The organism is Paenibacillus sp. QJM3NY_38 (assembly GCF_056173265.1).
Genome location: NZ_CM149665.1, coordinates 6,353,148 through 6,377,369 on the forward strand (window position 1 = coordinate 6,353,148; position 24,222 = coordinate 6,377,369).

The 24,222-nt window shown below is 50.7% G+C and carries 16 protein-coding genes; 3 read left to right on the plus strand and 13 right to left on the minus strand.

Translation table 11 applies throughout. From position 1 onward, the window contains the following. Nucleotides 1-51: 51 nt before the first annotated feature. From AC0VZ8_RS29560 to yicI, 7 genes are all read right to left on the minus strand, one after another. Nucleotides 52-2,430, minus strand: a complete 2,379-nt coding sequence (locus tag AC0VZ8_RS29560) for a glycoside hydrolase family 95 protein (RefSeq protein WP_475485262.1) — start codon at nucleotides 2,428-2,430, stop codon at nucleotides 52-54. A gap of 200 nt (nucleotides 2,431-2,630) precedes the next feature. After that, nucleotides 2,631-4,343 carry an ABC transporter substrate-binding protein gene (locus AC0VZ8_RS29565; RefSeq protein ID WP_260068223.1) on the minus strand — a complete coding sequence of 571 codons (1,713 nt, stop codon included), beginning with the start codon at nucleotides 4,341-4,343 and terminating at the stop codon, nucleotides 2,631-2,633. Nucleotides 4,344-4,419: 76 nt separating this feature from the next. Next, complete coding sequence (locus AC0VZ8_RS29570; protein ID WP_071219671.1) at nucleotides 4,420-5,328, minus strand: carbohydrate ABC transporter permease; 909 nt, start codon at nucleotides 5,326-5,328, stop codon at nucleotides 4,420-4,422. Between the two features lie 14 nt (nucleotides 5,329-5,342). Further along, nucleotides 5,343-6,305 (minus strand): ABC transporter permease, encoded by a 963-nt coding sequence (locus AC0VZ8_RS29575; protein ID WP_475485263.1) that lies wholly within the window; start codon nucleotides 6,303-6,305, stop codon nucleotides 5,343-5,345. Nucleotides 6,306-6,714: 409 nt separating this feature from the next. After that, nucleotides 6,715-8,271 carry a response regulator gene (locus AC0VZ8_RS29580; RefSeq protein ID WP_475485264.1) on the minus strand — a complete coding sequence of 519 codons (1,557 nt, stop codon included), beginning with the start codon at nucleotides 8,269-8,271 and terminating at the stop codon, nucleotides 6,715-6,717. Continuing rightward, nucleotides 8,246-10,054 (minus strand): sensor histidine kinase, encoded by a 1,809-nt coding sequence (locus AC0VZ8_RS29585; RefSeq protein WP_260068221.1) that lies wholly within the window; start codon nucleotides 10,052-10,054, stop codon nucleotides 8,246-8,248. The genes AC0VZ8_RS29580 and AC0VZ8_RS29585 overlap by 26 nt, the downstream gene beginning before the upstream one ends. 219 nt (nucleotides 10,055-10,273) lie before the next feature. Then, nucleotides 10,274-12,601, minus strand: a complete 2,328-nt coding sequence (yicI, locus tag AC0VZ8_RS29590; protein ID WP_071219677.1) for an alpha-xylosidase — start codon at nucleotides 12,599-12,601, stop codon at nucleotides 10,274-10,276. 171 nt (nucleotides 12,602-12,772) lie between these two features. Between yicI and AC0VZ8_RS29595 the strand changes: the two genes are divergently transcribed. After that, nucleotides 12,773-13,651, plus strand: a complete 879-nt coding sequence (locus AC0VZ8_RS29595; protein ID WP_475485265.1) for a helix-turn-helix transcriptional regulator — start codon at nucleotides 12,773-12,775, stop codon at nucleotides 13,649-13,651. On the opposite strand, the gene AC0VZ8_RS29600 is transcribed toward AC0VZ8_RS29595, so the two are convergent. Further along, the gene (locus tag AC0VZ8_RS29600) at nucleotides 13,646-15,049 is read right to left on the minus strand and encodes a glycosyl hydrolase family 18 protein (protein WP_475485266.1); all 1,404 of its coding nucleotides are present in this window, start codon (nucleotides 15,047-15,049) and stop codon (nucleotides 13,646-13,648) included. The two genes, AC0VZ8_RS29595 and AC0VZ8_RS29600, sit on opposite strands and share 6 nt — an antisense overlap. 319 nt (nucleotides 15,050-15,368) lie before the next feature. Further along, nucleotides 15,369-16,124, minus strand: coding sequence for a YqcI/YcgG family protein (locus tag AC0VZ8_RS29605; RefSeq protein ID WP_475485267.1), 756 nt, complete (start codon nucleotides 16,122-16,124; stop codon nucleotides 15,369-15,371). Nucleotides 16,125-16,308: 184 nt separating this feature from the next. On the opposite strand from AC0VZ8_RS29605, the gene rnjA reads away from it, so the two are divergent. Continuing rightward, the gene (gene rnjA, locus AC0VZ8_RS29610; RefSeq protein ID WP_071219682.1) at nucleotides 16,309-18,027 is read left to right on the plus strand and encodes a ribonuclease J1; all 1,719 of its coding nucleotides are present in this window, start codon (nucleotides 16,309-16,311) and stop codon (nucleotides 18,025-18,027) included. A 164-nt stretch (nucleotides 18,028-18,191) separates the two neighbouring features. Here the strand turns inward: rnjA and AC0VZ8_RS29615 are convergent, their stop codons facing one another. Next, complete coding sequence (locus AC0VZ8_RS29615; RefSeq protein WP_194544638.1) at nucleotides 18,192-19,415, minus strand: MFS transporter; 1,224 nt, start codon at nucleotides 19,413-19,415, stop codon at nucleotides 18,192-18,194. A 61-nt stretch (nucleotides 19,416-19,476) separates the two neighbouring features. After that, nucleotides 19,477-20,550: an ATP-binding protein gene (locus AC0VZ8_RS29620; RefSeq protein WP_475485268.1), complete on the minus strand. Its 1,074-nt coding sequence runs from the start codon at nucleotides 20,548-20,550 to the stop codon at nucleotides 19,477-19,479. A gap of 309 nt (nucleotides 20,551-20,859) precedes the next feature. Between AC0VZ8_RS29620 and AC0VZ8_RS29625 the strand changes: the two genes are divergently transcribed. Further along, nucleotides 20,860-21,480, plus strand: coding sequence for a hypothetical protein (locus AC0VZ8_RS29625; protein WP_071219685.1), 621 nt, complete (start codon nucleotides 20,860-20,862; stop codon nucleotides 21,478-21,480). A 128-nt stretch (nucleotides 21,481-21,608) separates the two neighbouring features. Here the strand turns inward: AC0VZ8_RS29625 and AC0VZ8_RS29630 are convergent, their stop codons facing one another. Together AC0VZ8_RS29630 and thiD are read right to left on the minus strand one after the other, a co-directional pair. Then, entirely contained in the window at nucleotides 21,609-22,271 is a 663-nt protein-coding gene (locus AC0VZ8_RS29630) for a YqaA family protein (protein ID WP_071219687.1), read from the minus strand. Nucleotides 22,272-22,531: 260 nt separating this feature from the next. Then, nucleotides 22,532-23,344, minus strand: coding sequence for a bifunctional hydroxymethylpyrimidine kinase/phosphomethylpyrimidine kinase (gene thiD / locus AC0VZ8_RS29635; RefSeq protein WP_475485269.1), 813 nt, complete (start codon nucleotides 23,342-23,344; stop codon nucleotides 22,532-22,534). Between the last annotated feature and the right edge of the window lie 878 nt (nucleotides 23,345-24,222).

The following is a 24,222-nucleotide window of genomic DNA, read 5'->3' on the forward strand; positions in this document are numbered from 1 at the left end:
TTTTAATTCCGAATCCAGTTCGCCATCAACAAAGCATTCTACACTGTACGATCAATCGTGTTCGCGGCTGCCTTCGGAAGTCGCTGGCGTGATCAGGTATATCCCTCCGCTGACCGTTTCAAATGAGCCCTGCTCATCCATCGTCACCACACTTCCGTCTTCCCTTTTAACGGCGAGAGGCACGGAACAGCTAATTCTACAGACTCGGCCATGCGTAGAGATTACGCGCGCAGACGTTAGGATGCCTTCGCTCCATTCCATGTCCACAATAAACCCGCCGCGAGCCTTTAATCCTCTTACGGATCCTGCTGCCCACGCTTTCGGCAGCGCCGGCAGCAGCTGAATAGTGCCCAAGTGGCTCTGGAGCAGCATTTCCACAAGTCCGGCCGTGCCTCCAAAATTCGCATCGATCTGGAAGGGAGGATGGTCTCCAAACAGATTAGAATGCATGGAACGGGAAATCAGCGTCCGGACATAATCATATGCCTTGTCCGGCTGCTGTAGCCGGGCAAACAGGTTGATCAGCCATACGCAGCTCCACCCCGTATGCCCTCCTCCATGGTCGATCCGCGACATCAGCGTACGATAAGCGGCTTCCGCAAGCTGCGGCGTATCCTGAAGGGTAATGTCGGATCCGGGGTACAGCCCATACAAATGCGATACGTGCCGATGTCCGGGCTCCGCTTCCGGGTAAGGCTCGCTCCATTCCATCAGTTTGTCCTCGGCATCAATGGCGTAAGGCAGCAGCCTCGCTGCCGCTGCCCTCCACTCCTCCCGCAGCTCAGCATCCTGGTCCAGCAGCTGTGATGCTTCAATACAATTCTGGAATATATCCCGGACTATGGCCATGTCCATAGTGGAGCCTGCCGACACGCTGCAAGGCAGGCCTTCCGCGGTAAGAAACTGGTTCTCCGGCGATGTCGATGGGCTGGTCACCAGATGCCCTTTCCCGTCTTCAATAAGCCAATCCAGGCAAAACAATGCCGCATCCCTCATAAGCGGATAAGCCGTTTCCCGCAAATATTCGAGATCCGGTTGGAATTGGTAATGCTCCCATAGATGCCGGCACAGCCATGCGCCGCCCATTGGCCAGAAAGCCCACATGGCCCTGCCATCGCTCGGGCTGGCCATTCGCCATAGATCCACGTTATGGTGGGCAACCCATCCACGGGCGCCGTAATGAATCTTCGCCGTCCGGGCACCACTTACACTAAGCTCCCGGATCATCTGGATCAGCGGCTCATGACACTCGCTCAGATGCGTCGTCTCTGCGGGCCAGTAGTTCATCTCAGTATTGATATTCGTTGTATAATCGCTGTTCCATGGCGGCTGTACATGCGGGTTCCATATGCCCTGCAGATGTGCTGGCTGTGTACCTGGCCGAGAGCTGGCAATGAGCAAATACCTTCCGAATTGAAACATCAGCGCCTCGAGAGCAGCATCCTTCCGTCCTTCCCGGTACGCTTCCATCCGCTCATCGGTGGCTAAAGCTTCTATGGAACGTCCATTCTCTGAACGGCCAAGCTGAAGCTCCACGCGTCTGAACAAGGCTTGATGGTCCTGGACATGCCGTGAACGCAATTCTTCAAAGCCACGCCGCCTCGCGCCCTGAAGCCTCTCTCTGCATATACCGGACGGATCGGTTCCTCCAGAACCCGGAGCTCGATCGAAGCCTTCAAAATTCGTGGCAGCCGCAATCAGCAGCGTGACGGAGCCAGCGCCGTTGATGCGTATACCGCCGCTGTCATCCACCGTAACCTGCCCGCTATCCGTTAAGGCCAGCAGCCGCATTTCATACCGTATGCCAAGCCCGTCTTCATAGAGCACCGCCCCGGGGTGATCACCTCTGTAATTCTCAGCAATATGGGTGGGAGCGTGTCCATACAACACCAAGGATCCGTCTTCTGCACTGCGGGTATCATGCCGCAGCGGTGAACGAAGCCCGATCTCCAATTGGATGGTTCCGGCGTTCGTGCTCGTATAACGAATAACCGCTACCTGATCAGGCGCACTGATGAATACTTCCCTGCTGAAGCGACCATCGGAGCCGCCGGCTCGAAAGTGAGTAGATGCAATCCCTGTATCCAAATCCAGTTCGCGCCTATAGTCCGTCCAATCATCCCCAATTCCGCTCTGACTGATAACCAGATCTCCTAAAGGCAAAAAGGACTCCGTGTTTCTGCCGACCATCTTGCCCTCAATCAACTGTTCGGCTTCGGTATACTTTCCGAACGCAATCAGCTCTCTTGCCGATGCCAAATGCCGAAGAGCCTCATAATTATTCGTGTCCCGGGGAAATCCGGACCAAAGTGTATCTTCATTCCATTGAATGCGTTCTTCCTGTACGCCCCCGAACACCATGGCGCCAAGACGGCCGTTTCCAATCGGAAGCGCTTCTTCCCACTTGGCCGCGGGCTTCCGATACCACAATGTTGAGGCCTGCTGCTGTACTGAATTCAGTGTAATCCCCCCTTATTCCAATTTGATAAAGGTCTTCTCGAAAAACAGCTTAAATCCTTCATCTTAGGTTGTATTTATTCGAATAACTTAAGGCCCGCCGCTAGCAGCAACTGCCTTGAATATCGGCAAAAGGGGCCGCATACAGCCGGCCCCTTCTATTCGCCTCTATCCTAATTATTCCAGAGTTCCACGCGTTCGCGTACCAATTGGGTGTATTCCTGCTCCATCTTCTCGGCGCCGGCATCATTCAGTTCTTTGATGAACTGATCATACAGCGCATCAAACTTCGCCGGATCGGCAAGAATGACTTCCGGAATCCGCTTCCGGGTAATCTCTTCCACCTTTTTATAGGTGATATTGATGTTGGAGTCGCTCGGTACCGGAATGTTGTAAGCAACGCCCCACGGCTTTACTTCAAATTCCTCTTGCTTCGGCCACAGGTCTTTCCACATTTCCGCGCCGTACGCTTTCAGCGTTTCCTTCGCGGATGGCGTATAGTTCTCTATGATCGTCTCCGGGAAGTTCGTTGTGTAATAGTTGTCCGTCGAATCCTTCACGCCGTCGCCGTAACGAGGGAACATGGCGTTGTACAAGCCGATTCCTGTTTCCTTGGTGAAGTTGGCGTTGTCATAGGTTTTGCGCTCTTGGACGTCCTCAGGAATAACGCGCTTGCCGTCCACCACGTTGTAATGTTCGCCTTCGATACCCCAATTCATCAAAACTTGCCCTTCTTCGGAAGCCAGATAATCCAGGAACTTGATGATTCGAACCGGATCCTTGGCGGATGTCGTAATGCCTACGCCCCATCCGGCGACGTAACCCGTGTCTTGGAACGTTGCATCCTTCGTCGACTCATCCAGCTGGATCGGGAATCTCGCATAGGTACGGTTTTCCTTGCCGGAAGTTCTCAGTGCATTCGTTGCATTGCCGAAGCCCCACTCCTGATCAATGACGCCAAGGACGCGGCCGGAGGAAATTTTAGCTTCGTATTGGTCCGTCTTCTGCACGAACGTTTCTTTATCCAACAAGCCCTCGGCGTTCATATGATTCAGCCAGCGGAAGTATTCCTTCTCTTCCGGCCGCTTGTAATGAAGCTTCGCCTCGGTTGTTTCCGGGTCGATATAATACTCGCCGTCATCCGACACGCCTGTCGCGATAAACGCCGGGTTCGTTACCGAGATCATGATTCTCCATCCGTCCGCATTCAACGTCAGCGGAATCGTCGGCTGGCCGTCAATGGTCGGGTGTTTCTCGGCATACTCTTTCAGTGCGTTCTCATAATCCTTCACCGTTTTCAGTTCAGGGTAACCGAGTTCTTTCAGCACTTCATGCTGGATCTGGAACGTGCCGCCGGCATCAAGGGCCTGATGGTCCACCGCTGCAAGTGTCGGGAGGACATAGATGGCCTCATCCTCATTGCTCCATTTCAGACGGCTCATATATTCTCCATACACCTTTTTGATATTCGGCGCATGCTCTTCGATCAGATCTGTCAGATCAATAAACGCTCCGGAATCCACAAACAGATTGGCGTCACCCTTGGCAAATACCAAGTCCGGATATTCCCCGCTCGCCACCATCAGCGGGAGCTTCTGATTGGAGCCGTCCACCGCGTATTCGGCCTGGATCGTAATGCCGGTTTTCTCAGTCAGCTTCTTGCCGACCGCATCCTGCATGTTGGCCCAGTTTGCATTGGAATCCGCGCTGTAATACGTCATGGTCATCGGCTCGAGCTTCTCTTCCTGCTGCGTATCGTTGCCGCCGCTGCCTTCTTCGCCGCCGTTTGCGCTATTGTTGCTGTCGCCGTTGCCGCATGCCGCAAGAACGAATGTGGCCATCATCATGATCGCGAGCAGCAGCGATAATCTCTTCTTATGTTTCATTGCTATACCCCCTAAATCGATTTTTAATCATCTATCGTATAACAGGACATGTTGCCTGCTGATACCATACTTGCGCTTAGCTTTTTACGGCTCCAAGCGTCATGCCTTTCACAAAATACCGCTGCAGGAACGGATAGACGAGCAATATGGGAACCGTAACCACAATCGTGATCGCCATTTTGATCGATTCCGGCGACACCTGCTTCACGATTTCGGCCATGTTCTGCCCCGACATCATGCCGCTGGTTTGTCCCTGCGTGCTCTGCAGCACCTTCATCAGCTCGAATTGAAGCGTCGTGAGATGGGGTGCGTTGCCGTTATAGAGATACGTATCGAACCATGAGTTCCACTGCCCGACGGCCAGGAATAAGGCGATGGTAGCCAGTACGGGCTTACAGAGCGGAAGAATGATTTTGTAATAGATCGTGAAATCGTTGGCCCCGTCAAGCTTAGCCGATTCCTGCAGCGAATATGGCAGGCTGTCGATGAAAGACCGGATAACGAATACGTTAAACGCGCTTACCATGCCCGGAATGATGTAGACCAGAAACGAATTCATCATGTTCAGGTCGCGGATCAGAATGAAAACTGGAATCATTCCGCCGGAGAAGTACATCGTCAGCGCAAGAAAGGTCGACATGAACTTTCTTCCCTGAAAGTCCACCCTGCTGAGGACGTAGCCCAGCATAGTGCCGCTTAACAAGCCCAAGAATGTTCCTGCCAGCGTACGGAGAATCGTAATTTTGGCCCCTGTAATCAAACCGTCGTATTTGAAGATCTGCACGTAATTCTCAAGCGTAAACTCCCGCGGCCAGAGATAGATCCCCCCGCGTACTGTATCTACGGAATCGTTCAATGATATCGCAAGAACATTCAGGAACGGATACAGAGTAACGATCATGACCAGTGTCATAAAAGTAAAGTTACCAATATCAAACACGCGGTCGGAGAGCGTGGGCTTGAATGCTGTTTTGGTTCGTGCCATGCTGCTTCCCTCCCCTACATAATCGATTGCTTCGTGAATTTTTTGAATACGCCGTTAGCGAGCAGCAACAAGAGGATACTCACAATGGAGTTGAACATCCCGATGGCCGTACCGAATGAGAAACGACCCATCCCAAGGCCATAATTCAACGCATACAGATCCAGCACCTGGGAATAATCCACCACCAGCGGGTTACCCAGCAAGAACTGCTTCTCGAAGCCGATGCTGATCAGATGTCCGATGGACATGATCATTAGAATTGCAATCGTAGGGGCGATGCTTGGCAGCGTAATATGCCATATTTGGCGAAGTCGGCTCGCGCCGTCAACCTTGGCTGCTTCGAATTGCTCCTGATCAATGCCTGAAATCGCTGCCAAATAAATGATCGCGCTCCAGCCCATTTCCTTCCATATATCGGAGCCCGTTACGATGTACCAGAACAGGTTCCCCTGAGCCATGAACTGTATGGGCTGATCAATGAACCCCAGCCACATCAGCAGCTGATTGACAGCGCCTCCATCTGTGGACAGCATTTTGGTCACGATACCGGCAACCACGACCCAGGACACAAAATGCGGCAGATAAGATATCGTCTGTACGGTCCTCTTGAATACGCTTCCACGAAGCTCATTCAACAAGACTGCGAATAGGATCGGAATCGTGAACCCAACGATCAATCCCATGAAACTCATGGCGAGTGTATTCCGCAACACCAGATAAAACTTATCGTCCGCGAAAAGTGCTGCGAAATGGTCCAGGCCCACCCATTTTTGCTCGAATATCCCTTTGCCCGGCCTGTAATTCTGGAATGCCATCAACCAGCCCCATACCGGCATGTAGCTGAAGATGAACACAATGACGATGAATGGAAGCGACATTCCGTACAGTACTTTCTGCTCTTTGAAAGTGGCCCAAAAGCCTTTCTTTTTCTTTGCGGCAGGTTGGATGCTACCTTCTGTCTTTGTTACCGCTTTCAAACCAACCCCTCCTCTCTTGTATATCCTGATGATAAACCAAGCTGGGGCAGGGAAGTACCCGAAGGATTGGCTTAAAAATCATATAAAAATTAGACATTAACGGTGGGTGGAAAAATGCGAAAGACCTTTATGCCGCTCCGTGTCCGGATCGTATCTCCGATCGCTGTTAAATCCGGGAAACTTCGGATGGTAGGGTAAGGTTGTTTCCCGGCTTTAAAGGCGACCGCTGTCGCTTCTCCGATACGATTCCGGCCCCTCCGCTCTATGCTTCGCAGCATTTGAATTCCCCGATAATGCCTTGGGAAGGAAAGGGGGAAAACAAAAAGACGCGTACCTTAGTCGCGTCTAAAGGGCACGATATGAAAGTATTTATGTTTAGTCTGGTTGTAAGTGAGAATGTGGCGACTGATTACAAGTCCAGCTCCTTACGGAAATTGGATGGAGAGGTACCGACGTATTTTTTAAACTTGCTATGAAAATAGTCGACATTCGTATACCCGACCTTCTCCGCAACCTGATACACCTTCATGCCCTGCTTCAAAAAATCCTTGGCCTTGTCGATCCGGACCTTATCGAGGTACGTATTGAAGTATTCTCCGGTTGTATTTTTGAACATCTTCCCCAGGTATGCGCTGTTGTAATTAAATACGGAGGCCAGTGTTTCCAGTTTAAGATTCTCATTGTAATTACGCTGAATCAGATCCATGATCCGCTTCATCTCCTGATCCCGTCCGCCATTGCCCGCCTGCCAGATCAGCTCCTCCAGGAATTGGGACGAATGGCGGCACAAATCATAGGCTGTGCGCTGGCGGAATATCGCCGCAATCCGATCCGAGTATTCCTTCGTGCGGGACTGCAGCTCGGTATGATGCTGCATCAGCTTGTTGTGGACCCCGGTCAGAAGCTCCACGAAGGCGCTTTTCATCCTTTCCTCCGTATAATCTTCATTCACCATGGCATACGCTGCAGCATGCAGCAGCTTCCGCTGCACCTCCACATTACCCACATCTACGGCGTAATAGAGCTGTTCCATCAGCTGCTCCGGATCATAGGGCTGCCGTTCTTCATCCGTTATGCTGCCGGCAAACCGCTCGGATTCAGGGAATAACAACTCGCCGGGAGCATGGAAGAAGCGTTCGCGAATCCGTTCCTTGGCACAACGGTACGAATCCGCCACATCTTCCAAACGGTGGACCTGACGGCCCAAAGAGGCCGTTATCGCCGTGCCAGCCCGACTTGCGGCTTCCTCCACCATATGCAGCAATTCTTTACGCCCACCTGCCGTCAAGACCGGCGTGTGCATTAGGACGCCGAGCTGTCCATGCATGGAAAAGACCGCGCCGTGGCCGTTCTCTTCAAAAGCTTCGATCAGCTGGTTTTTCAACCGATCATCGGCCCCCTCAACGGATTCATCGTAGCCGTTATGATGAACAAGCAGCACTTGGTAGTGGTTCCATAACAGTCCTGATCGCTCGGCCATATTCCGCAAAGCTGCCGGATCGGGATTGCCCTCCGGGTTGAACCATGTCTGAATGAACTGCTCGCGGCTCATATCCGAGGCTGCCCTATTCAGTGCCTTCCTCTCCTGTTCCTGCTCGATGGCTTCTTTAATCTGCAGCAAATACATGCTCAACTCGTCCTCATCCACCGGTTTCAAAAGGTATCCGTCCACGCGGTGGGACATCGCCCGCTTAGCATAATCAAAATCGGCATATCCGCTCAGGATGAGCAGATGAATCTCGGAATCCAGGTTTCGGATGGCTTCGATCAGCTGCAATCCATCCATTCCTGGCATTCGGATATCAATCAGCATCAAATCCGGGTTGTACATCCCGTGCTTCTCCAACGCTTCGCTTCCGTTCGCTGCGGTTCCAACAACCTGGTACCCAAGCTCGGTCCATGGCACAATGCTCTTCAGCCCTTCGCGCAGCTTGGGTTCGTCATCCACGATTAATACTTTCATCATCGCTCTCTCCTCCTGTCGGGATACTGAATTCGATACGTGTTCCTATGCCCGGCTCGCTGTAAATGATCAGACCTGCATCAGGGCCGTAGGTAAGCTGCAGACGGACATGAACATTCCGGAGCCCGATCCGTCCTCCGTCCTTCTCATCGGTATCGTTCAAATAACCGTAGATCATCTGCAATCTCTCCAGGGTTATGCCCGCCCCATTATCCTCGGTAATCACGAGCAATTTCCCTTCACTTGCCGAGACCCTCACCCTGATGAAAGTGCCCTCTTCTTTGTGATCCATCCCATGTATGACCGCATTCTCCACAAGCGGCTGTATGATCAGCGGCGGGATTCTTACCCGATCGGCTTCGGGATCCACCAGAAGTTCATATTTCAGACGATCCTCATAGCGGAACTTTTGAATATCCAGATAACACTGCACCATTTCGATCTCGTCTTTTATCGTTGTTTTTCCGCTGCCGATCTCAAGATTGCTTCGCATCATTTTACCGAGCAGCCGCACAATCCGGGCGATTTCGTCCTCACCCTTGAGATGTGCCTCCATGCGAATAGACTCTAAGGCATTAAACAAAAAGTGCGGATTGATCTGACTGGCCATCATTTTGAATTTAATTTCGTTCTGCTTCTGTTCCATTAACCTTTTCTGTTCATTGGACTCCTGCACTTCGTTCATCAGGTCGTTAATGTTACCCACCATGGAGTTGAATTGGCGGGATAACTGACCGATCTCATCCTTGCCGTCAATTTGCATGGCAACGCCGAGGTTACCGGTCCCTAACTTCGTAATATGCTTGCTGAGACGCAGCAGCCGGTTAGAGATCAATGAAGAGAAGCTATAGATCAGAAGAACGGCCAGCAGCAGGCTGATGATGATGACCGACATCGCCAGCTTGCTGATCCGATTGGCGTCCGCCACGATGCTATCAATTGAAAATATGGAAATAATGCGCAGGCCGTTAACCCCGGATTCCGTATTTAACGGTTCAATCAGTACCTTGGAGGCTTCGTCATGGATAACCGATTCATAGCTTCCGCTCGCATTGTATACAACCCCGCTGGTATCTTGAATCTCGGCTAGCGTTTTCCCGTACAGCTCCGGACGGTTAGCGGCGACAATATTGTTCTTGCTGTCCACAATAATGGTATCAAACGTTTCCTGGCTGAGGATCGTGTTCAGCATACCCGTATTGACATTGATCACAAGCACGCCACGGTTGTCTTTGCTTCCAAGATCAACCCCCTTGATTAAGCTGAGGTACACCTTCTGATCGCGTTCATCCATAATATAATCCCAGTAAATGACGCCAATATCATCCTCGGCTCGCTGATACCATTCCGTTCTCTTGATCTCCTCCTCGGGATAAAGAAACTCCCAATTGTTCAGCATGGTGGAGTTCTCGCTATAGAAACGGATATTCGATATTTCCTTGTACATCCGTATCGCCTGCTGTAAATCAGGATACTCCCTGTAAGCCACGAATACGTCGTATACGCTTTCATATTGCCGACTGGCAAGATTTCTCAGACGCTCGTCGTAGGATAGCCGATAGGATAAATCGTCTGCCACGTTGATGACTTCGGTTGACCGTTTCTTGACCCGGTCCACGTTCTGGTAAGCTTGCTCCAACGCATTGTTGAAGGCAAATTTGCGGAGCTCGCCCGTAAGGAATATCCCCACGATGGCTACCGGTACAAAGACCACGACAACAAAAGACAATATCAATTTGTTGCGGATTTTCATGTCATTCACAAGTTGAATGAAATAGGATAACATCGGACCGTCTTCGCTCCTGTCCTTTAATCTTCGGCAAGCCCTTTAAAAGAAAACGGTTACAACCATTCGTGAATAAACCTGCCGCAGGCCTATTATATCAGCACAGCCGTCCTTTCACGGCCAGCTAAAATATGGAAGAAGCCCGACTCCAGCATAATGCTGGTCCGGGCTTATCTTCGCTATGCTTTTTTCCTTATATCGAGCAGGTGTACCCAGAGCTTACCCTTCCAGAGTTGCCGTGAAATTCACCGCTTGTTGTCCGGCTTCCACTTGAATGCTGCCTTCTTGCAGGCTCACTCCCGAGCCCTCTACAGATGAGACGGCTCCGGTGTCATGCAGCTTCACGAAGAATGGCTTGCCGCTGCCTTCCACCGTAAAGTCGATCCGGCTGCCCGCACGGACCGCCCGCACAATCAGCTCGCTTTCCCCGTTCATGTTGCGAACGGTGACCGAAGCTTCGCTGCCGTCCTCCAATGCATACAAGCCAAGCTCAACTCCGTCGGCATAGTCATATTCCGGACGGGTGTCGTTTGCGCCCAAAGCCAGGAACGAGTTGCCGCGTACAAACAACGGTAATCCGAGGAAATCGTACGTTTCCTTGCGCCAGGTTCCGCCATCCACCGTTTCTCCGGTTAACAGATGCGTCCAGCGGCCCTTCGGCAGATAGTACTTCACGTCGCCGTTCTCGCTGAACACCGGTGCCACAAGCAGGGAATCTCCCAGCATGTATTGACGATCCAGCATTTCAACGGCCGGGTCTTCAGGGAATTCCAGGAACATGGCGCGCATGCTTGGCACCCCTTGCTCCGATGCCTGTACGGCGGTATGGAACAGATAAGGCATCAGACGGCTCTTCAGCTTCGTGAAGAAGCGCGTAACGTCCACAGCTTCTTCGTCATAAGACCACGGCACCCGGTAAGAGCTGCTGCCATGCAGACGGCTGTGGCTGGACAGCAAGCCAAATGCCAGCCAGCGTTTAAACACATGCGCCGGAGCCGTATTTTCGAAGCCGCCAATATCATGGCTCCAGAAGCCGAAGCCGCCGAGACCGAGGGACAAGCCGCCGCGCAGGCTCTCCGCCATCGATTCATAATCCGCATAGCAATCGCCGCCCCAGTGAACAGGGAACTGCTGTCCGCCTACGGTTGCGGAGCGTGCGAATACCGCCGCCTGATTCTTCCCGAATTTCTCCACCAGCACATCAAAGACCACTTTGTTATAGAGCTGGGTGTAGTAGTTATGCATTTTATGAGGATCGGAGCCGTCAAAATACACAACGTCCGTCGGAATGCGCTCGCCGAAATCCGTCTTGAAGCTATCAACGCCCATATCTGCCAGCTCACGCAGGTATCCTGCATACCATTCGCATGCGTCCGGATTCGTGAAGTCCACCAGCGCCATACCCGGCTGCCACAGATTCCACTGCCACACATCGCCATTGGCTTTCTTCACGAGATAGCCTTTTTCACGGCCTTCCTCAAAGAGACGCGAACGCTGCGCGATATATGGATTGATCCATACGCAGATTTTCAAGCCTTTTTCTTTCAAACGCTTCAGCATGCCTTCAGGATCCGGGAACACCTCTTCATCCCATTGGAAGTCCGTCCAGTTGAGCCCCTTCATCCAGAAGCAGTCAAAGTGGAACACTTCCAGCGGGATATCGCGTTCCAGCATACCGTCAACAAAGGAGTTGACGGTCGCTTCGTCATACTGGGTTGTAAAGGAGGTCGAAAGCCACAATCCGAAGGTCCATGCCGGCGGCAGTGCCGGCTTGCCTGTCAGGTTCGTGTATTTGTCCAGCACGCCTTTCGGATCAGGCCCGTCAATGACAAAGTACTCCAATGACTCGCCTGGCACGCTGAACTGCACCTTCTTCACTTTCTCCGAAGCCACTTCAAAGGATACGAGGTCCGGTTGGTTGACAAACACGCCATAGCCTTTGTTCGTCAGATAGAACGGAATATTTTTATAGGCTTGCTCGGAGCTTGTACCGCCATCCTGATTCCAAATATCCACGACCTGGCCGTTCTTCACAAACGAAGTGAATCGTTCGCCAAGCCCGTATACCCACTCGCCTACGCCAAGATCCAGCTCTTCGCGCATGTAAGTCTGTCCGCCATCTTCCACGATATGTGCCATGGATTTGGCTCTGCTGCCGGTGATGCGTTCTTCTCCTCTATAGAAGTGAACCGACCACTCCGGACCTTTCTTGATCACGACGCTCAAATTGCCGCTACGAAGAACCGCTTCCTGATCGTTCTCTTCAATGACCGTATGGTCACCTTCCTGTTTGTACAACTCGAATGCAGGTCCTCTATCTCTTACGCCCGCATAGTGAACCAGCTTTACGCCGATGACGCCGGGTGCCGGAGAATGAAATTGCACGGTGATCAGCTGGGCGTTAATCGTTGCTCCTCTGCCCGGAATCGGGGCCGTGGAGGCATAGGCTGTCAACGTATCTCCTTTTACCGCAAAATCATAAGCCTGAACCGCTCCCGAAACGGAATATCCTTCCCGGATAAGCCAATTGCCGTCTGTAAATTTCATTTTTTAATCCGCCTTTCTATATTATGAAAATTGAACTTTAAGATGAAAGCGTTATAATATCATTATACTGATCTATTTTAAGCCGATCTAACAGTATTCCATTGTTTTATAGCACAATTTTGATATAAGATGACATCATTCAAGCGGCAATTCATTCCAAGGAGGTACATCATGGATCAATCCTTTCGCCAGTCCTTAAAAGAAAGCACTGTTCACGGGAATGAACGCTTCCCGTTTGGTGCCTACTGGTATCAATTTGCCCCCGGGGCCCATGTGGTAGACTCCCATTGGCATAAGGAAGCGGAAATTTTCCACGTGCTGGAAGGCGAGGTTCTGTTTCAGATCGACTCGGAATACATCCCTGTCCGGGCGGGTGAAGCAATATTTATCGATGGAGGAGATCTCCATACCGGTCATGCCCGGGGCGATCAAGGATGCAGCTTCTGCGCCATGGTGTTCGATCCCGGCATGCTTGCCAGCAGCAGCTACGATCTTGTACAAGAAGGAATGATTGTTCCCTTTCAGGAGCGAAGAGCCACCTTTCCGAGATGGATGACATCCGAGACCGATGAGCAGCTGCTTCAGCATATAAAGGAAATGACACGGCTGTCGAAGCATAAACCTGCCGGTTATGAGGTCGCTATTAAGGGACATCTGTTTCTCATGTTGTTTCAGGCCGCATCCTCTGGCCGACTGGTCAACAGGAGCCGGAGCGAAGCAGCGGATATGGTGAGAACGGAACGATTGAAGAAAGTCATTCTCTACATCCAGAATCATTATCACCGTCCTATCCGGCTGAGTGAGCTGGCTGATCTGATCCCGATGAGCGAAGGCCAGTTCTGCCGTTTCTTTAAATCCATGACCGGGCAAACGCCCGTGGACTATATGAATTCCTATCGCGTTCGCCAGGCTGCTGAACTCCTTCGTCAGCCAGACAATAAAATATCCGACATCGCACTCGATGTCGGATTCGGGCATATCAGTTATTTTGTTCGGGTCTTCCGTAAGATCATGGACTGCACGCCTTCGGAGTATCGGAAAAAATTATAATTTCGGCAGGCTTGGTATGGTCTGATTGCAATCTCCCGGAAGCGGCAGGTTTCGGCATACGTACTGGCCCGCACTGTTCTCATTCGCTGCGCCTGACGGGGCGGGCTGATGAACACGCTGTTTCCAGAGCTGCCACAGCATGAATCCATCATTCGCCCTACCCTTATTTTTTATATAGTTCACCATCGTTTCTACATTATAATAGGGTGTTGCGATATTATTCTGACCGTTCATCATGTCGGCATCGTATACCGTGCCCGGCGCGGCATTCAGTTGCAGGACGGCCCCGCCGGATCCCTCCGGCGCAATTTGCATGCCCATGTTGATAGGTCCATTGTATATTGCCTTATACGATTCATAACCTTCACGCGGATCGTAATAAATACCGCCATCGTAGGACATCAGATTGATGAAGTCGATCTTGCCGCCATGATCCTTAACTACGCGGTACATGGTACCGCCAAAAGGAGATCCCCATTGGACCTTGCCTTCCTCAAACGGCGTTCCTTTCACGTAATAAGCGCCCGTAGACCAACCGGCGATGGAAATCTGCAGATTCGCGTTTCTTGCATGGATTTCATTATAGAGACTTGTAATAATACCCGCGATCTCTCCATCCTTGGTGCAGCTGAACTGGGAGGCTGTTCCTTTGTTGCAGCTGCTGCCGCTGGATTCCCAGTCAATGTCGACTCCGGCAGCGCCAAGATCGAGAGCCAAATCCACAATGTTCTTGGCATTGAATCTGGACCACTGTGAACCTTGGCTGTATGACCAGCCTCCTACCGAGAGGAACGCTTTCGTTCCGCGTGCTCTCAGTCCGGCGATGTTGTTACGCAGATCCTGAGACTGCTGGGCTGTAAATTTACGTTGACCGTTCGGGGTGGTCGCCCCTTCCACAAATTCCAAGCCCGCAACGGCTTGATCAAACGCGTAGGACCCTTGAATATACGTGGTATCCGGCCTTACGAATGCAAGATTGAGATGGGTGACGTAATTGGGAATGCTCGCGGTCGTCAGATCGTAAATACTCGTGTTCCAAGAACTCGCATAAGCGACATACATACGGTCACCAGGCAGCGGAGGATCTACAGGAGGGTCTACTGGCGGATCCACCGGGGGATCGACGGGCGGTGTCCCGGGAGTGCAATTTCCAAGGTCCTCCCATACACCCCATGGTCCTGTCGTTCCAGGCACCTCGCCCTGTGTCCACCATTTCGCTTTCCAGGCATGGCCGTTGAAGGATACGATATTCCCCCCGCCATATACGGCAGAACTGCTCCATGCAGGCTCCGTACATGCCTCAGCGGCTTGAGCCTTGTGCACAGGGAACATACCAAGCACCAGCACGGCGATGAATCCGAGAATCCATCCTCTCATCGTTCTGGACAACCTTGTCATTCATCAAACAACTCCTTCGCCAATTGATTTTGTTTATTAAAGCGGTTTCAAAGCTGGTGAAAGCCTCGTACCTTGCACACCTCCTAACGCATATAGATGAAATGATATGACGCACTTTAAGTGTAACTTGGTCATTTTTTGTACAACAAGGATAAGATTTACTTATTCAGGGGCAAAATCCTATACCCTGGCCAATCAGCACTTTTACGCAAAAAAAGCTGTCACACTGCGGATTACCGCGAATGTGGCAGCTCTTAAATAGAAAGCATAGTTAACCCAGACTCCGATTTAGGGTATGATGATAGCAACGTGTTATTTCTTATCGTTGATTGATCTCTTTGTACCGCCTTGCAAACGGACATTTCGATAGTGACTCCGTGTTATCCCGCAAAAAATATTGCTTCCATTCATAGTTATCCTCCGCCCCGTAGAGTTTTAAGTCAGGGTGCGGTGGTACGGGATCATATTGGGCCAATCGCTGACGAATCAATCCCTTGGTGTGCTCTGCTTGCCTTGTTCGGGCATTGAACTGCTTCAGAACCCAACGAGGCGTAAAAGCAAGCATCATGTAGGGAAAGGATCTGCTTTGGCGAAGCTCATGCGCCGGTGTAGCGCAATAAACAAAATAAGGCTCGCCTGCAAAACAAAATTCCCATAGATGATCCGTCGGTTCCTCCGGCAGATCCGTAGGCCAAGGTTCCGTATCATATTCGGTTGTTCGGCTTAAAAGCTGCCAGAACAAGCGCTCATAATACTGGGTGCCTTCCAGGCTATCGCTGCCATGCTCCGCATCGATCATGACGACAAGTGAAGTATAAGGCCCAAAGTCCCTGGATCCGAGCCCGAACTCGCGCAGCAGAGCAGCCAGCTGTTCCGCCGCAGCCTGTGATTCACCCTGATGAATAAAGCCGTATCTAAAATGATTCAGTGCATGTCCTTGCACAGCCGGAATGCAGGGGAATTTGGCGTAACGGTCCGTCATTTTCTCGGTCAGCTTGGTTATCGCTTTCCGCTGCCATTCCTCATGCAATCCATGGGCAGCATCCATATGATCCAACCTCAATAAACCGCTCATTACCAGTCCTCCTCTTCTACAGCATATAAGAGTGAGTAAAAATAGGTGACTGTCACGAGCGAAATGCACATGAATTTCGAAAAGCGTTTCCCAAAAGCTTGAACTTTCTGATATCTTAGGTAGAGAAGAAATTAAAATGACCAGGCTTATGCCTTAATTACCATAGAGAGGATTCTTTCACATTATGTCTAAACCCCTGCTAACAGATAAGATTCAAACTGCCAAACCCGCCAAAAAACCGAGGCCTTCCGCTCCACCCGTGCGCATCTTTGCGCTGGGGGGACTTGGCGAGATCGGCAAGAACATGTACGGTGTGGAATTCAAAAATGAGATCATTATCATCGATGCCGGCCTGAAATTCCCGGATGCCGAAATGAGCGGCGTCGATTACATTATTCCGGACATTCGTTATTTACTTGATAACAAACATAAAGTAAAGGGTATGTTCCTGACCCATGGTCATGAAGATCACATCGGGGCTATTCCCTATGTGCTTCGTCAAATCCAGATGCCGATCTATGGCGGGGCGCTGACTATCGGCCTGGTTCGTGCGAAGCTGGAAGAGCACCGCCTGCTTGATCAGAGTGATCTACGCGTCTTCCATGAAGACGAAACGATTGCATTCCGTCATCTTTCCGTTCATTTCTTCAGAACCACCCACAGCATTCCGGATGCCTTCGGGGTCGTAGTGGAAACACCGTACGGGCCGATCGTACATACCGGAGACTTTAAATTTGATTTTACGCCGGAGGACAAGCCTGCCAATCTGCATAAAATTCTGCATATCGGCGCACGGGGCGTCCTGGCCCTGATGGCTGACAGCACCAATAGCGAGCGGGACGGGTTTACCCCTTCGGAACGCACCGTCGGCGATTCTATCCTGCGTCTGTTCCGGGAATGTCCCGGACGGATCCTGTTTGCTACCTTTGCATCGAACGTTCATCGTTTGCAGCAGGTTGTTGAAGCTGCCATCCGGACAGGCCGCAAAATCGCCATCGTCGGCCGCAGCATGGAGAAGGTGTTTGTGATCGGTCAGGAGCTTGGTTATATTCGCGTACCGGACGGTATGATGATTGATGTAAAAGCCGTTAACCGTTATCGCGACGACCAGGTGCTGATTATTTGTACAGGCAGTCAGGGCGAACCTAATGCGGCGCTGACACGCATCGCTTCGGGTGCCCACCGTTCGATCCAGATTCATCCGGAGGACACCGTTATTTTCTCGTCTTCACCGATTCCTGGGAATACCCAGAACGTCAACCGCAGTATCGATCTCTTGATGCGGGCAGGAGCGGAGGTTAAATACGGCTCCATTCTCGATATCCACACTTCGGGTCACGGCTGTCGCGAAGATTTGAAGCTTATGATCAGCAGCTTGCGTCCCAAATATTTTGTGCCGATCCACGGGGAATACCGGATGATGCTGAATCATCGTCACCTCGCCGTGCAGGTTGGGGTTCCTGACAGCAACGTTTACTTGATGAACATCGGGAATACGCTTTCCCTATTCCGCAACTATGCGCGTAAAGGGCGGAACATCCCCTCCGGAGATGTCTACATCAACAATGGTGAGCTGCGTACCCATGAGAAGGAATTGCTCGAGGAACGGGTACAGCTCGCTCACGATGGCGTTGTCATTGTCGCTATCACCATTCATCGCGAGACCCGCAAGCTGCTCTCCGGGCCGGAGCTTATTACCCGCGGGTTTGTGTATATGCAGGACTCCAAGCCTCTTCTGCGCCGGGCTGAAGCGATGCTGCGCAAGCAGCTGAACAAAGCTGGTGAACAGCGTGAATACAACCGCGCTGCCTGGGAACAGATGACGAATAACACGCTCAATCGTTATTTTAAAAGGGAACTGGGCCGAAGCCCGTACATTATGCCATCCATTATGGAAGTATAAGTCTCATTGACTTTGAGCCTTAACTGTATCTCAAACATAAAAAGGGTGGAGCCAAGGTAATTTGAACCTTTGGATCCACCCTTTTCTTCCGATATCAGAAAGCATCACTTCGAAGCATGTCCTGCTGTTTGCAAGAAAAACGTCATTAACGGGGCTCTTTAGCCTTAGTCCGCAAGCTCCAGCCCTTTCGTTTCCTTGCCAAGTACCAGTACGCCGAGGGCACCGATCAGGATGGTCACAAAAAACATCACGAAAATGAATTCGATAGGGGTGCCATTTTGCTTCAGCACACCCACGAGCAGCGGCGCAATAACGCCCCCGATCCGTCCGAACGAAGTGGCAAGCCCTACCCCCGTTGAACGAACCTTCGTCGGATAGAGTTCCGGACTGTAGGCATATAAACCTCCCCATGCTCCCAGATTGAAGAATGACAAGGAAATGCCTGCTGCGAGCAGCGAACCTTCCGTGTTGGCGTAGCCAAACCAGATTGCGCTAAAGGCCGTTAGCACCAAATAGGTAACGAGCACGAATTTCCGCCCGAACTTTTCTATAAAATACGCGGCCGTAAAATAACCCGGCAACTGGGCAAGCGTCATAATCAGCACATATTGAAAGCTCCTGACCAGACTGAACCCTTTATCGACCATGACGGTCGGAAGCCACAGGAACATGCCGTAATATGAAAATACGACCGTAAACCACAGCACCCAGAGCATAATGCTCGTACGCCGATGTTCCACCGACCAGACCGAAGCCACTCGCTGCCCGAAGGTCAGCTTACGGGTAACTTTGGCTTTCTGCTCGATATACCTTGGCGAATCCTCGATGGCACGCCGCAGATAGAGCGCATAAAAAGCAGGCAGAGCTCCAATAACAAAGGCTGTCCGCCAGCCGTAATCCGGGATGACGAAGTAAGCAATGAGTGCGGATAGTATCCAGCCTGCCGCCCAGAAGCTTTCCAGCAGCACAACCGCTCTTCCCCGTTCATGAACCGGCATGCTTTCCGATACCAGCGTGGATGCAACCGGAAGCTCTCCTCCGAGTCCGAAGCCGGCAATAAAGCGCATCAGACACAGCATGATAAAACCGGTAGCCAGCGCGGATAGACCACTCGCAATCGAGAATATGAGCAGCGTCCACAGCAGAACATTTTTCCGTCCATATTTATCGGCCAGGAATCCTGCCATAGCCGCGCCGAATACCATTCCGATCGATGTGGTGCTTGTCAGAATACCTACCTGCTGTGAGCTCAACGACCATTCCGCTGCCAGTGCCGCAACAACAAACGAAATCATGCCGACATCCATCGCATCGAACATCCAGCTGGCACCCGCACTGAACAGCAGCTTGCGCCGCTTCGGTTCTTTTAACAATTGCATATTGCCCATATTAGCCGCCCCCTCCCCTATATCTTTCTATAATGTAGAGCGAACCATACGTCTGGTCAAGCTAGATTATGCTAAGCGGCAGGGTAACCTTTATGGTTGTTCCCTCCTGAAGCTTGCTGGACACGTGAACCTGCCCCTTGTGGTCCTCGATCATTTTTTTGCTGATCATGAATCCCAGGCCATTCCCTTTCTCCTTCGTCGTGAAGAACGGTTCCCCTAGACGGGAGAGGATCGCTTCCGGAATTCCGGAGCCATTATCCGTGAAATAGATGGCCACGGTGTCGTCATCGCCTATCTCCAGCCGAATGGTCAATTTCCCGCCACCCGGCATGGATTCCACCGCATTTTTAATAAAATTGATGAACACCTGCTTCAGATGATTCACATCACCTTCCACATTGGCCTCTCGCTCTCCGAAATCCGTTATAATCTCGACGTTATGTATGATGGCCTGCGTATTTAGTAGCGTAATCACTTGGTCCAGGAGCTGCCGGATATCGGCACGCTCGAATTTCACGCTTTGCGGTTTCGCCAAAAACAGAAGCTCACTGACGATCAGCTCGATCCTTTCAATCTCCGAGGAGATAATATCGAAATACTCATCCTTCCGGCCAGCGCCGGAGCGAATGAGCTGCACGAACCCTTTAATGGATGTCATGGGGTTACGAATTTCATGGGCGATCCCTGCCGCAAGTTGACCGGCCATGGACAGCTTATCGGACTGGATCAGCCGCTCCTCTTCTTGGTGGGCCGCCTTTTTCATGTCGGTAATATCCGTAAAATGCGCCACATAGCCGAGTGTAGTTCCTTCCCTGCTGCGAGCTGTGCTTAGCATACAAGATACCCACCTGATATCGCCTTGTTTATGTATCAGTCTCTTCTCCAATTGCAAAGAAGCGGTCTTACCCGACTTTAGCTTCTCCATTCTATCTTTGTCCTTATTCACATCCTCCGGATAAATCCAATGGTAATAGGGATGATGCAGACACTCTTCCGCCTCATACCCCAGCATGACGCAAGCAGCGGGATTAATTTTGATAATGCTCCCCTCTGAATCGATGAATACCGTTCCAATCGGCGCTACTTCAATCGCTTGGACCATAAAATCATAGCTGAGACTTTCACTATTCATCATCGTTTGGAGATCCTCCTGTCTTTCATTGTTCCATCGTTTTACCTATTTCGAGATATCGGATTGCTTCTCCTTTCCTATCGCCTATTGAAAAATATAAATAAAGCAAACCAAAGGATAATTTGGACATGAAGCGAATATATTGTTATGAGGTTTCTAATTTTTGGTGGCAATCCCAGCGCTATTCTAGTGAAATTGAGAGAAAATGGTTTTTTTTGACTTGAACGCTATGGCTTTTTCGTTTATTGTGAAAGAAAGCAAGTCATTTACAATTGCTAGTCGTTAGGACCGTTAACAAAGGAGTTTGCGAGTATGTACACGGAACAAGATATTTGGATTGTGCTTACAGGCACGGGCACCTGGTTCAGCAGAATGATCCAATATTTCACGAAGGCCCCACTCAACCATGCATCCATCGCGTTTGATTCCGAATTACGCGAAGTGTACAGCTTTGGGCGAAAGAAGGCGAACAATCCGTTTGACGGCGGTTTAGTTCGCGAAAATCTGCGCGACCCCTTCTTCTACACTTCGGAATGCGCGGTTTATCACTTCCGCGTCAGTAAGGAAGACTATCAACGCATGCACAACCTTGTCAAAGAGATGATGCGTGATCAGGACCGCTACAAATATAATCTGCTAGGGCTGCTGGGTATATTGTTTCGGATTCATATTGATCGTGACGATGCTTTCTTCTGCTCCCACTTTGTTGCTACGGTGCTGGAGCAAGCAGGCCTGCGGCCTGTAAACAAGCCTTGTCATCTCGTAACGCCGGAGGATTTCTCCCATTCACCGCAGTTGAATGAAGTCTACCGTGGACCTCTCCACGGGTATCTTGCTCAAGACATGACATCCCCGCTGTCCCCATCACCGACGTTTACTCCTGTGACAACGAAAGGCCGAGGCAAGTTCTTCAGATTCGGAAAAACGGGTTAATACCGAAATATTTAGCTATCATATAAATATGTTTCTCTGATACCTTGGAAAAAAGCAGCCGGGCTCTCACCCGGCTGCTTTTTTATATGATTCTCACGGGAGCGTAGCCACCACGTCAATGTTCAGCGTTAAGCCGATGGAGTCTGGTCCGACGTCTGCTCCAGTACCGTCTTTTCGACCACAACTGGACTAGATTCACCAGCAGTTTCAGCGAGCTTTTCCTGCTCCATCTTCTTGCGCTTGCGTTTGCGGTTAAAGTACACACCGATCAACAGAAGCGGAACGGCAATAAGCGCAATGTATAACGATACGTCCTTAACCATGCCTTCTGCCGCGTTACCGTACAGGTAAAACAAGGTGCCTACAACATAAAACTTGGTGGCTCTGCCCACAGCGGCATAAGCCAGAAGTCTCCATAACGGGAAGTTCAAACACCCCGATAGAATCGTGAACACCTTAAAGGGCACCGGCGTGAAGGAACCAATCAATATCGCGGCCTCGCCGTTTTTCTGAAACATGTTCGTTGCAGCGTCAATCCACTCTTTTTTCAAAATCTTGTATAGTACCGACTTCCCAAGCAGCTTTCCGATTAAATAACCCAGCGGCGTCCCCAGCAAGCACCCGATAAAACCGTACGTTGCGAGCCACAGCGCATCCTGCGGGTGCATGATGCTAAGCGAAACCTGCAGAAAAAAAGCGGGAACCGGAAAAATTACAGCATCAGCAAACGAATGAATAAACAATCCCCATGGACCAAAATTTTTCAAAAATTCCAAAATGTCCTGAAACATGTCTCAACCCCTAAACATTTTCTTCCTGCTTCTATCAGACCCTTTATAAATTATAGCACATAATTATACTGGAAAGGACCTAAGCGGCTCTATCCCTGTGTAAAAACCGCGTAAAACGAAGCATGCCATAGCTCCTATACACTATATGCAGCGAGTTCAACTAACAACAAAAAAACCTTTCTTCTTGGAAGAAAGGTTTTCGGTCACTCCTGCAAGCCGAATTCCATGCATGAATAAGCTTGCAAAAAAGTGTATTTGGTTTAATTTGCAGATAAACTGCGGTGCGCGGAATGTCTTGTCGGACCTACGAACTCATTCAGCGGGAAGCCATTGGAGATGGCTTGGGTAATGAATGCCTTCGCTTGCTGTACCGACTCGCGAACAGTCAAACCTTTGGCAAGATTAGCCGTAATGGAAGCGGATGACGTGCAGCCTGCACCATGGGTGTATTTCGTTACAATGGTATCGGCCTCGAACCATTCAAAGCTGTTTCCGTCATAGAGCAGGTCCATCGCTTTGCCTTCGCGGATCTTGCCTCTGTCTTTAATCAGCACATTCTTCGCGCCGCGCTCATGAATGATGGCCGCCGCCTCCTGCATTTGATCCAGGGTCGTGATCGGGCCGGACTTGGCCAGCTGGGACGCCTCGAACAGGTTTGGCGTTACCAGATCGGCGCGCGGGAGCAGGAACTCCAGCATCGCTTCCGTATTTTCCGGCTGCAGCACTTCATCCGTGCCTTTGCAAACCATCACCGGATCGATGACGATCCGCTCCAGATTATAGCGATCGATATACTGGGACACGAGCTCGATGATCTCTACGGATCCGAGCATGCCGGTCTTCATGGCGTCGATGCCAATGCCCTCAAGCACGGTTTTCAACTGCGTTTCTACAATATCCAGCGCCACCGGGGAAACCTGATGATCCCATGTCTTTGGTTCCATGCAGACAATCGTGGTCAGTGCGGTCATACCGTATACGTCAAATTCCTGAAACGTCTTCAGATCCGCCTGGATGCCAGCGCCCCCGCTCGTGTCCGAGCCGGCTACGGTTAGTGCTTTTCGTATCGTCATGTTCCATGTTCCCTTCGCTTGTAAAATGATTACTCTATTATAAGAAAAACTGGGAGTGGCGTCTATTCGCAGATGTCGAATTCTGCATGGTACCGCATCACTCCGCATGCGGTTTGTTCTTCCGATCGCTGTTGCCCCCAGATTTCCCTTGAATCACGATATATATCGTTGAAATCCGGGGGCAAAGGCGAACGCTTCGCTTCTACAGAACAATTCCGCCTGCTCCGTTGGAGCATTTCTTTTTTAAGACCTTAATGAAAATTCACTTGTGACTATTCTCAGATGTCGAATTCTGCATGGTACCGCATTACTCCACATGCGGTTTGTTCTTCCGATCGCTGTTGCCCCCAGATTTCCCTTGAATCACGATATATATCGTTGATATCCGGGGGCAAAGGCGAACGCTGCGCTTCTACAGAACAATTCCGCCTGCTCCGTTGGAGCATTTCTTTTTTTAGACCTTAATGAAACATTCACTTGCGACTATTCTCAAATGTCGAATTCTGCATGGTACCGCATTACTCCACATGCGGTTTGTTCTTCCGATCGCTGTTGCCCTCAGATTTCCCTTGAATCACGATATATATCGTTGATATCCGGGGGCAAAGGCGAACGCTGCGCTTCTACAGAACAATTCCGCCTGCTCCGTTGGAGCATTTCTTTTTTAAGACCTTAATGAAACATTCACTTGCGACTATTCTCAAATGTCGAATTCTGCATGGTACCGCATTACTCCACATGCGGTTTGTTCTTCCGATCGCTGTTGCCCCCAGGTTTCCCTTGAATCACGATATATATCGTTGAAATCCGGGGGCAAAGGCGAACGCTTCGCTTCTACAGAACAATTCCGCCTGCTCCGTTGGAGCATTTCTTTTTTT

Bases quoted from the DNA above. Each gene is read 5' to 3' on its own strand.
- AC0VZ8_RS29565 (WP_260068223.1), bottom strand. From the start codon at position 4,343: ATGAAACATAAGAAGAGATTATCGCTGCTGCTCGCGATCATGATGATG.
- AC0VZ8_RS29570 (WP_071219671.1), bottom strand. From the start codon at position 5,328: ATGGCACGAACCAAAACAGCATTCAAGCCCACGCTCTCCGACCGCGTG.
- AC0VZ8_RS29580 (WP_475485264.1), bottom strand. From the start codon at position 8,271: ATGATGAAAGTATTAATCGTGGATGACGAACCCAAGCTGCGCGAAGGG.
- AC0VZ8_RS29585 (WP_260068221.1), bottom strand. From the start codon at position 10,054: ATGTTATCCTATTTCATTCAACTTGTGAATGACATGAAAATCCGCAAC.
- yicI (WP_071219677.1), bottom strand. From the start codon at position 12,601: ATGAAATTTACAGACGGCAATTGGCTTATCCGGGAAGGATATTCCGTT.
- AC0VZ8_RS29595 (WP_475485265.1), top strand. From the start codon at position 12,773: ATGGATCAATCCTTTCGCCAGTCCTTAAAAGAAAGCACTGTTCACGGG.
- AC0VZ8_RS29600 (WP_475485266.1), bottom strand. From the start codon at position 15,049: ATGACAAGGTTGTCCAGAACGATGAGAGGATGGATTCTCGGATTCATC.
- AC0VZ8_RS29605 (WP_475485267.1), bottom strand. From the start codon at position 16,124: ATGAGCGGTTTATTGAGGTTGGATCATATGGATGCTGCCCATGGATTG.
- rnjA (WP_071219682.1), top strand. From the start codon at position 16,309: ATGTCTAAACCCCTGCTAACAGATAAGATTCAAACTGCCAAACCCGCC.
- AC0VZ8_RS29615 (WP_194544638.1), bottom strand. From the start codon at position 19,415: ATGGGCAATATGCAATTGTTAAAAGAACCGAAGCGGCGCAAGCTGCTG.
- AC0VZ8_RS29620 (WP_475485268.1), bottom strand. From the start codon at position 20,550: ATGATGAATAGTGAAAGTCTCAGCTATGATTTTATGGTCCAAGCGATT.
- AC0VZ8_RS29625 (WP_071219685.1), top strand. From the start codon at position 20,860: ATGTACACGGAACAAGATATTTGGATTGTGCTTACAGGCACGGGCACC.
- AC0VZ8_RS29630 (WP_071219687.1), bottom strand. From the start codon at position 22,271: ATGTTTCAGGACATTTTGGAATTTTTGAAAAATTTTGGTCCATGGGGA.
- thiD (WP_475485269.1), bottom strand. From the start codon at position 23,344: ATGACGATACGAAAAGCACTAACCGTAGCCGGCTCGGACACGAGCGGG.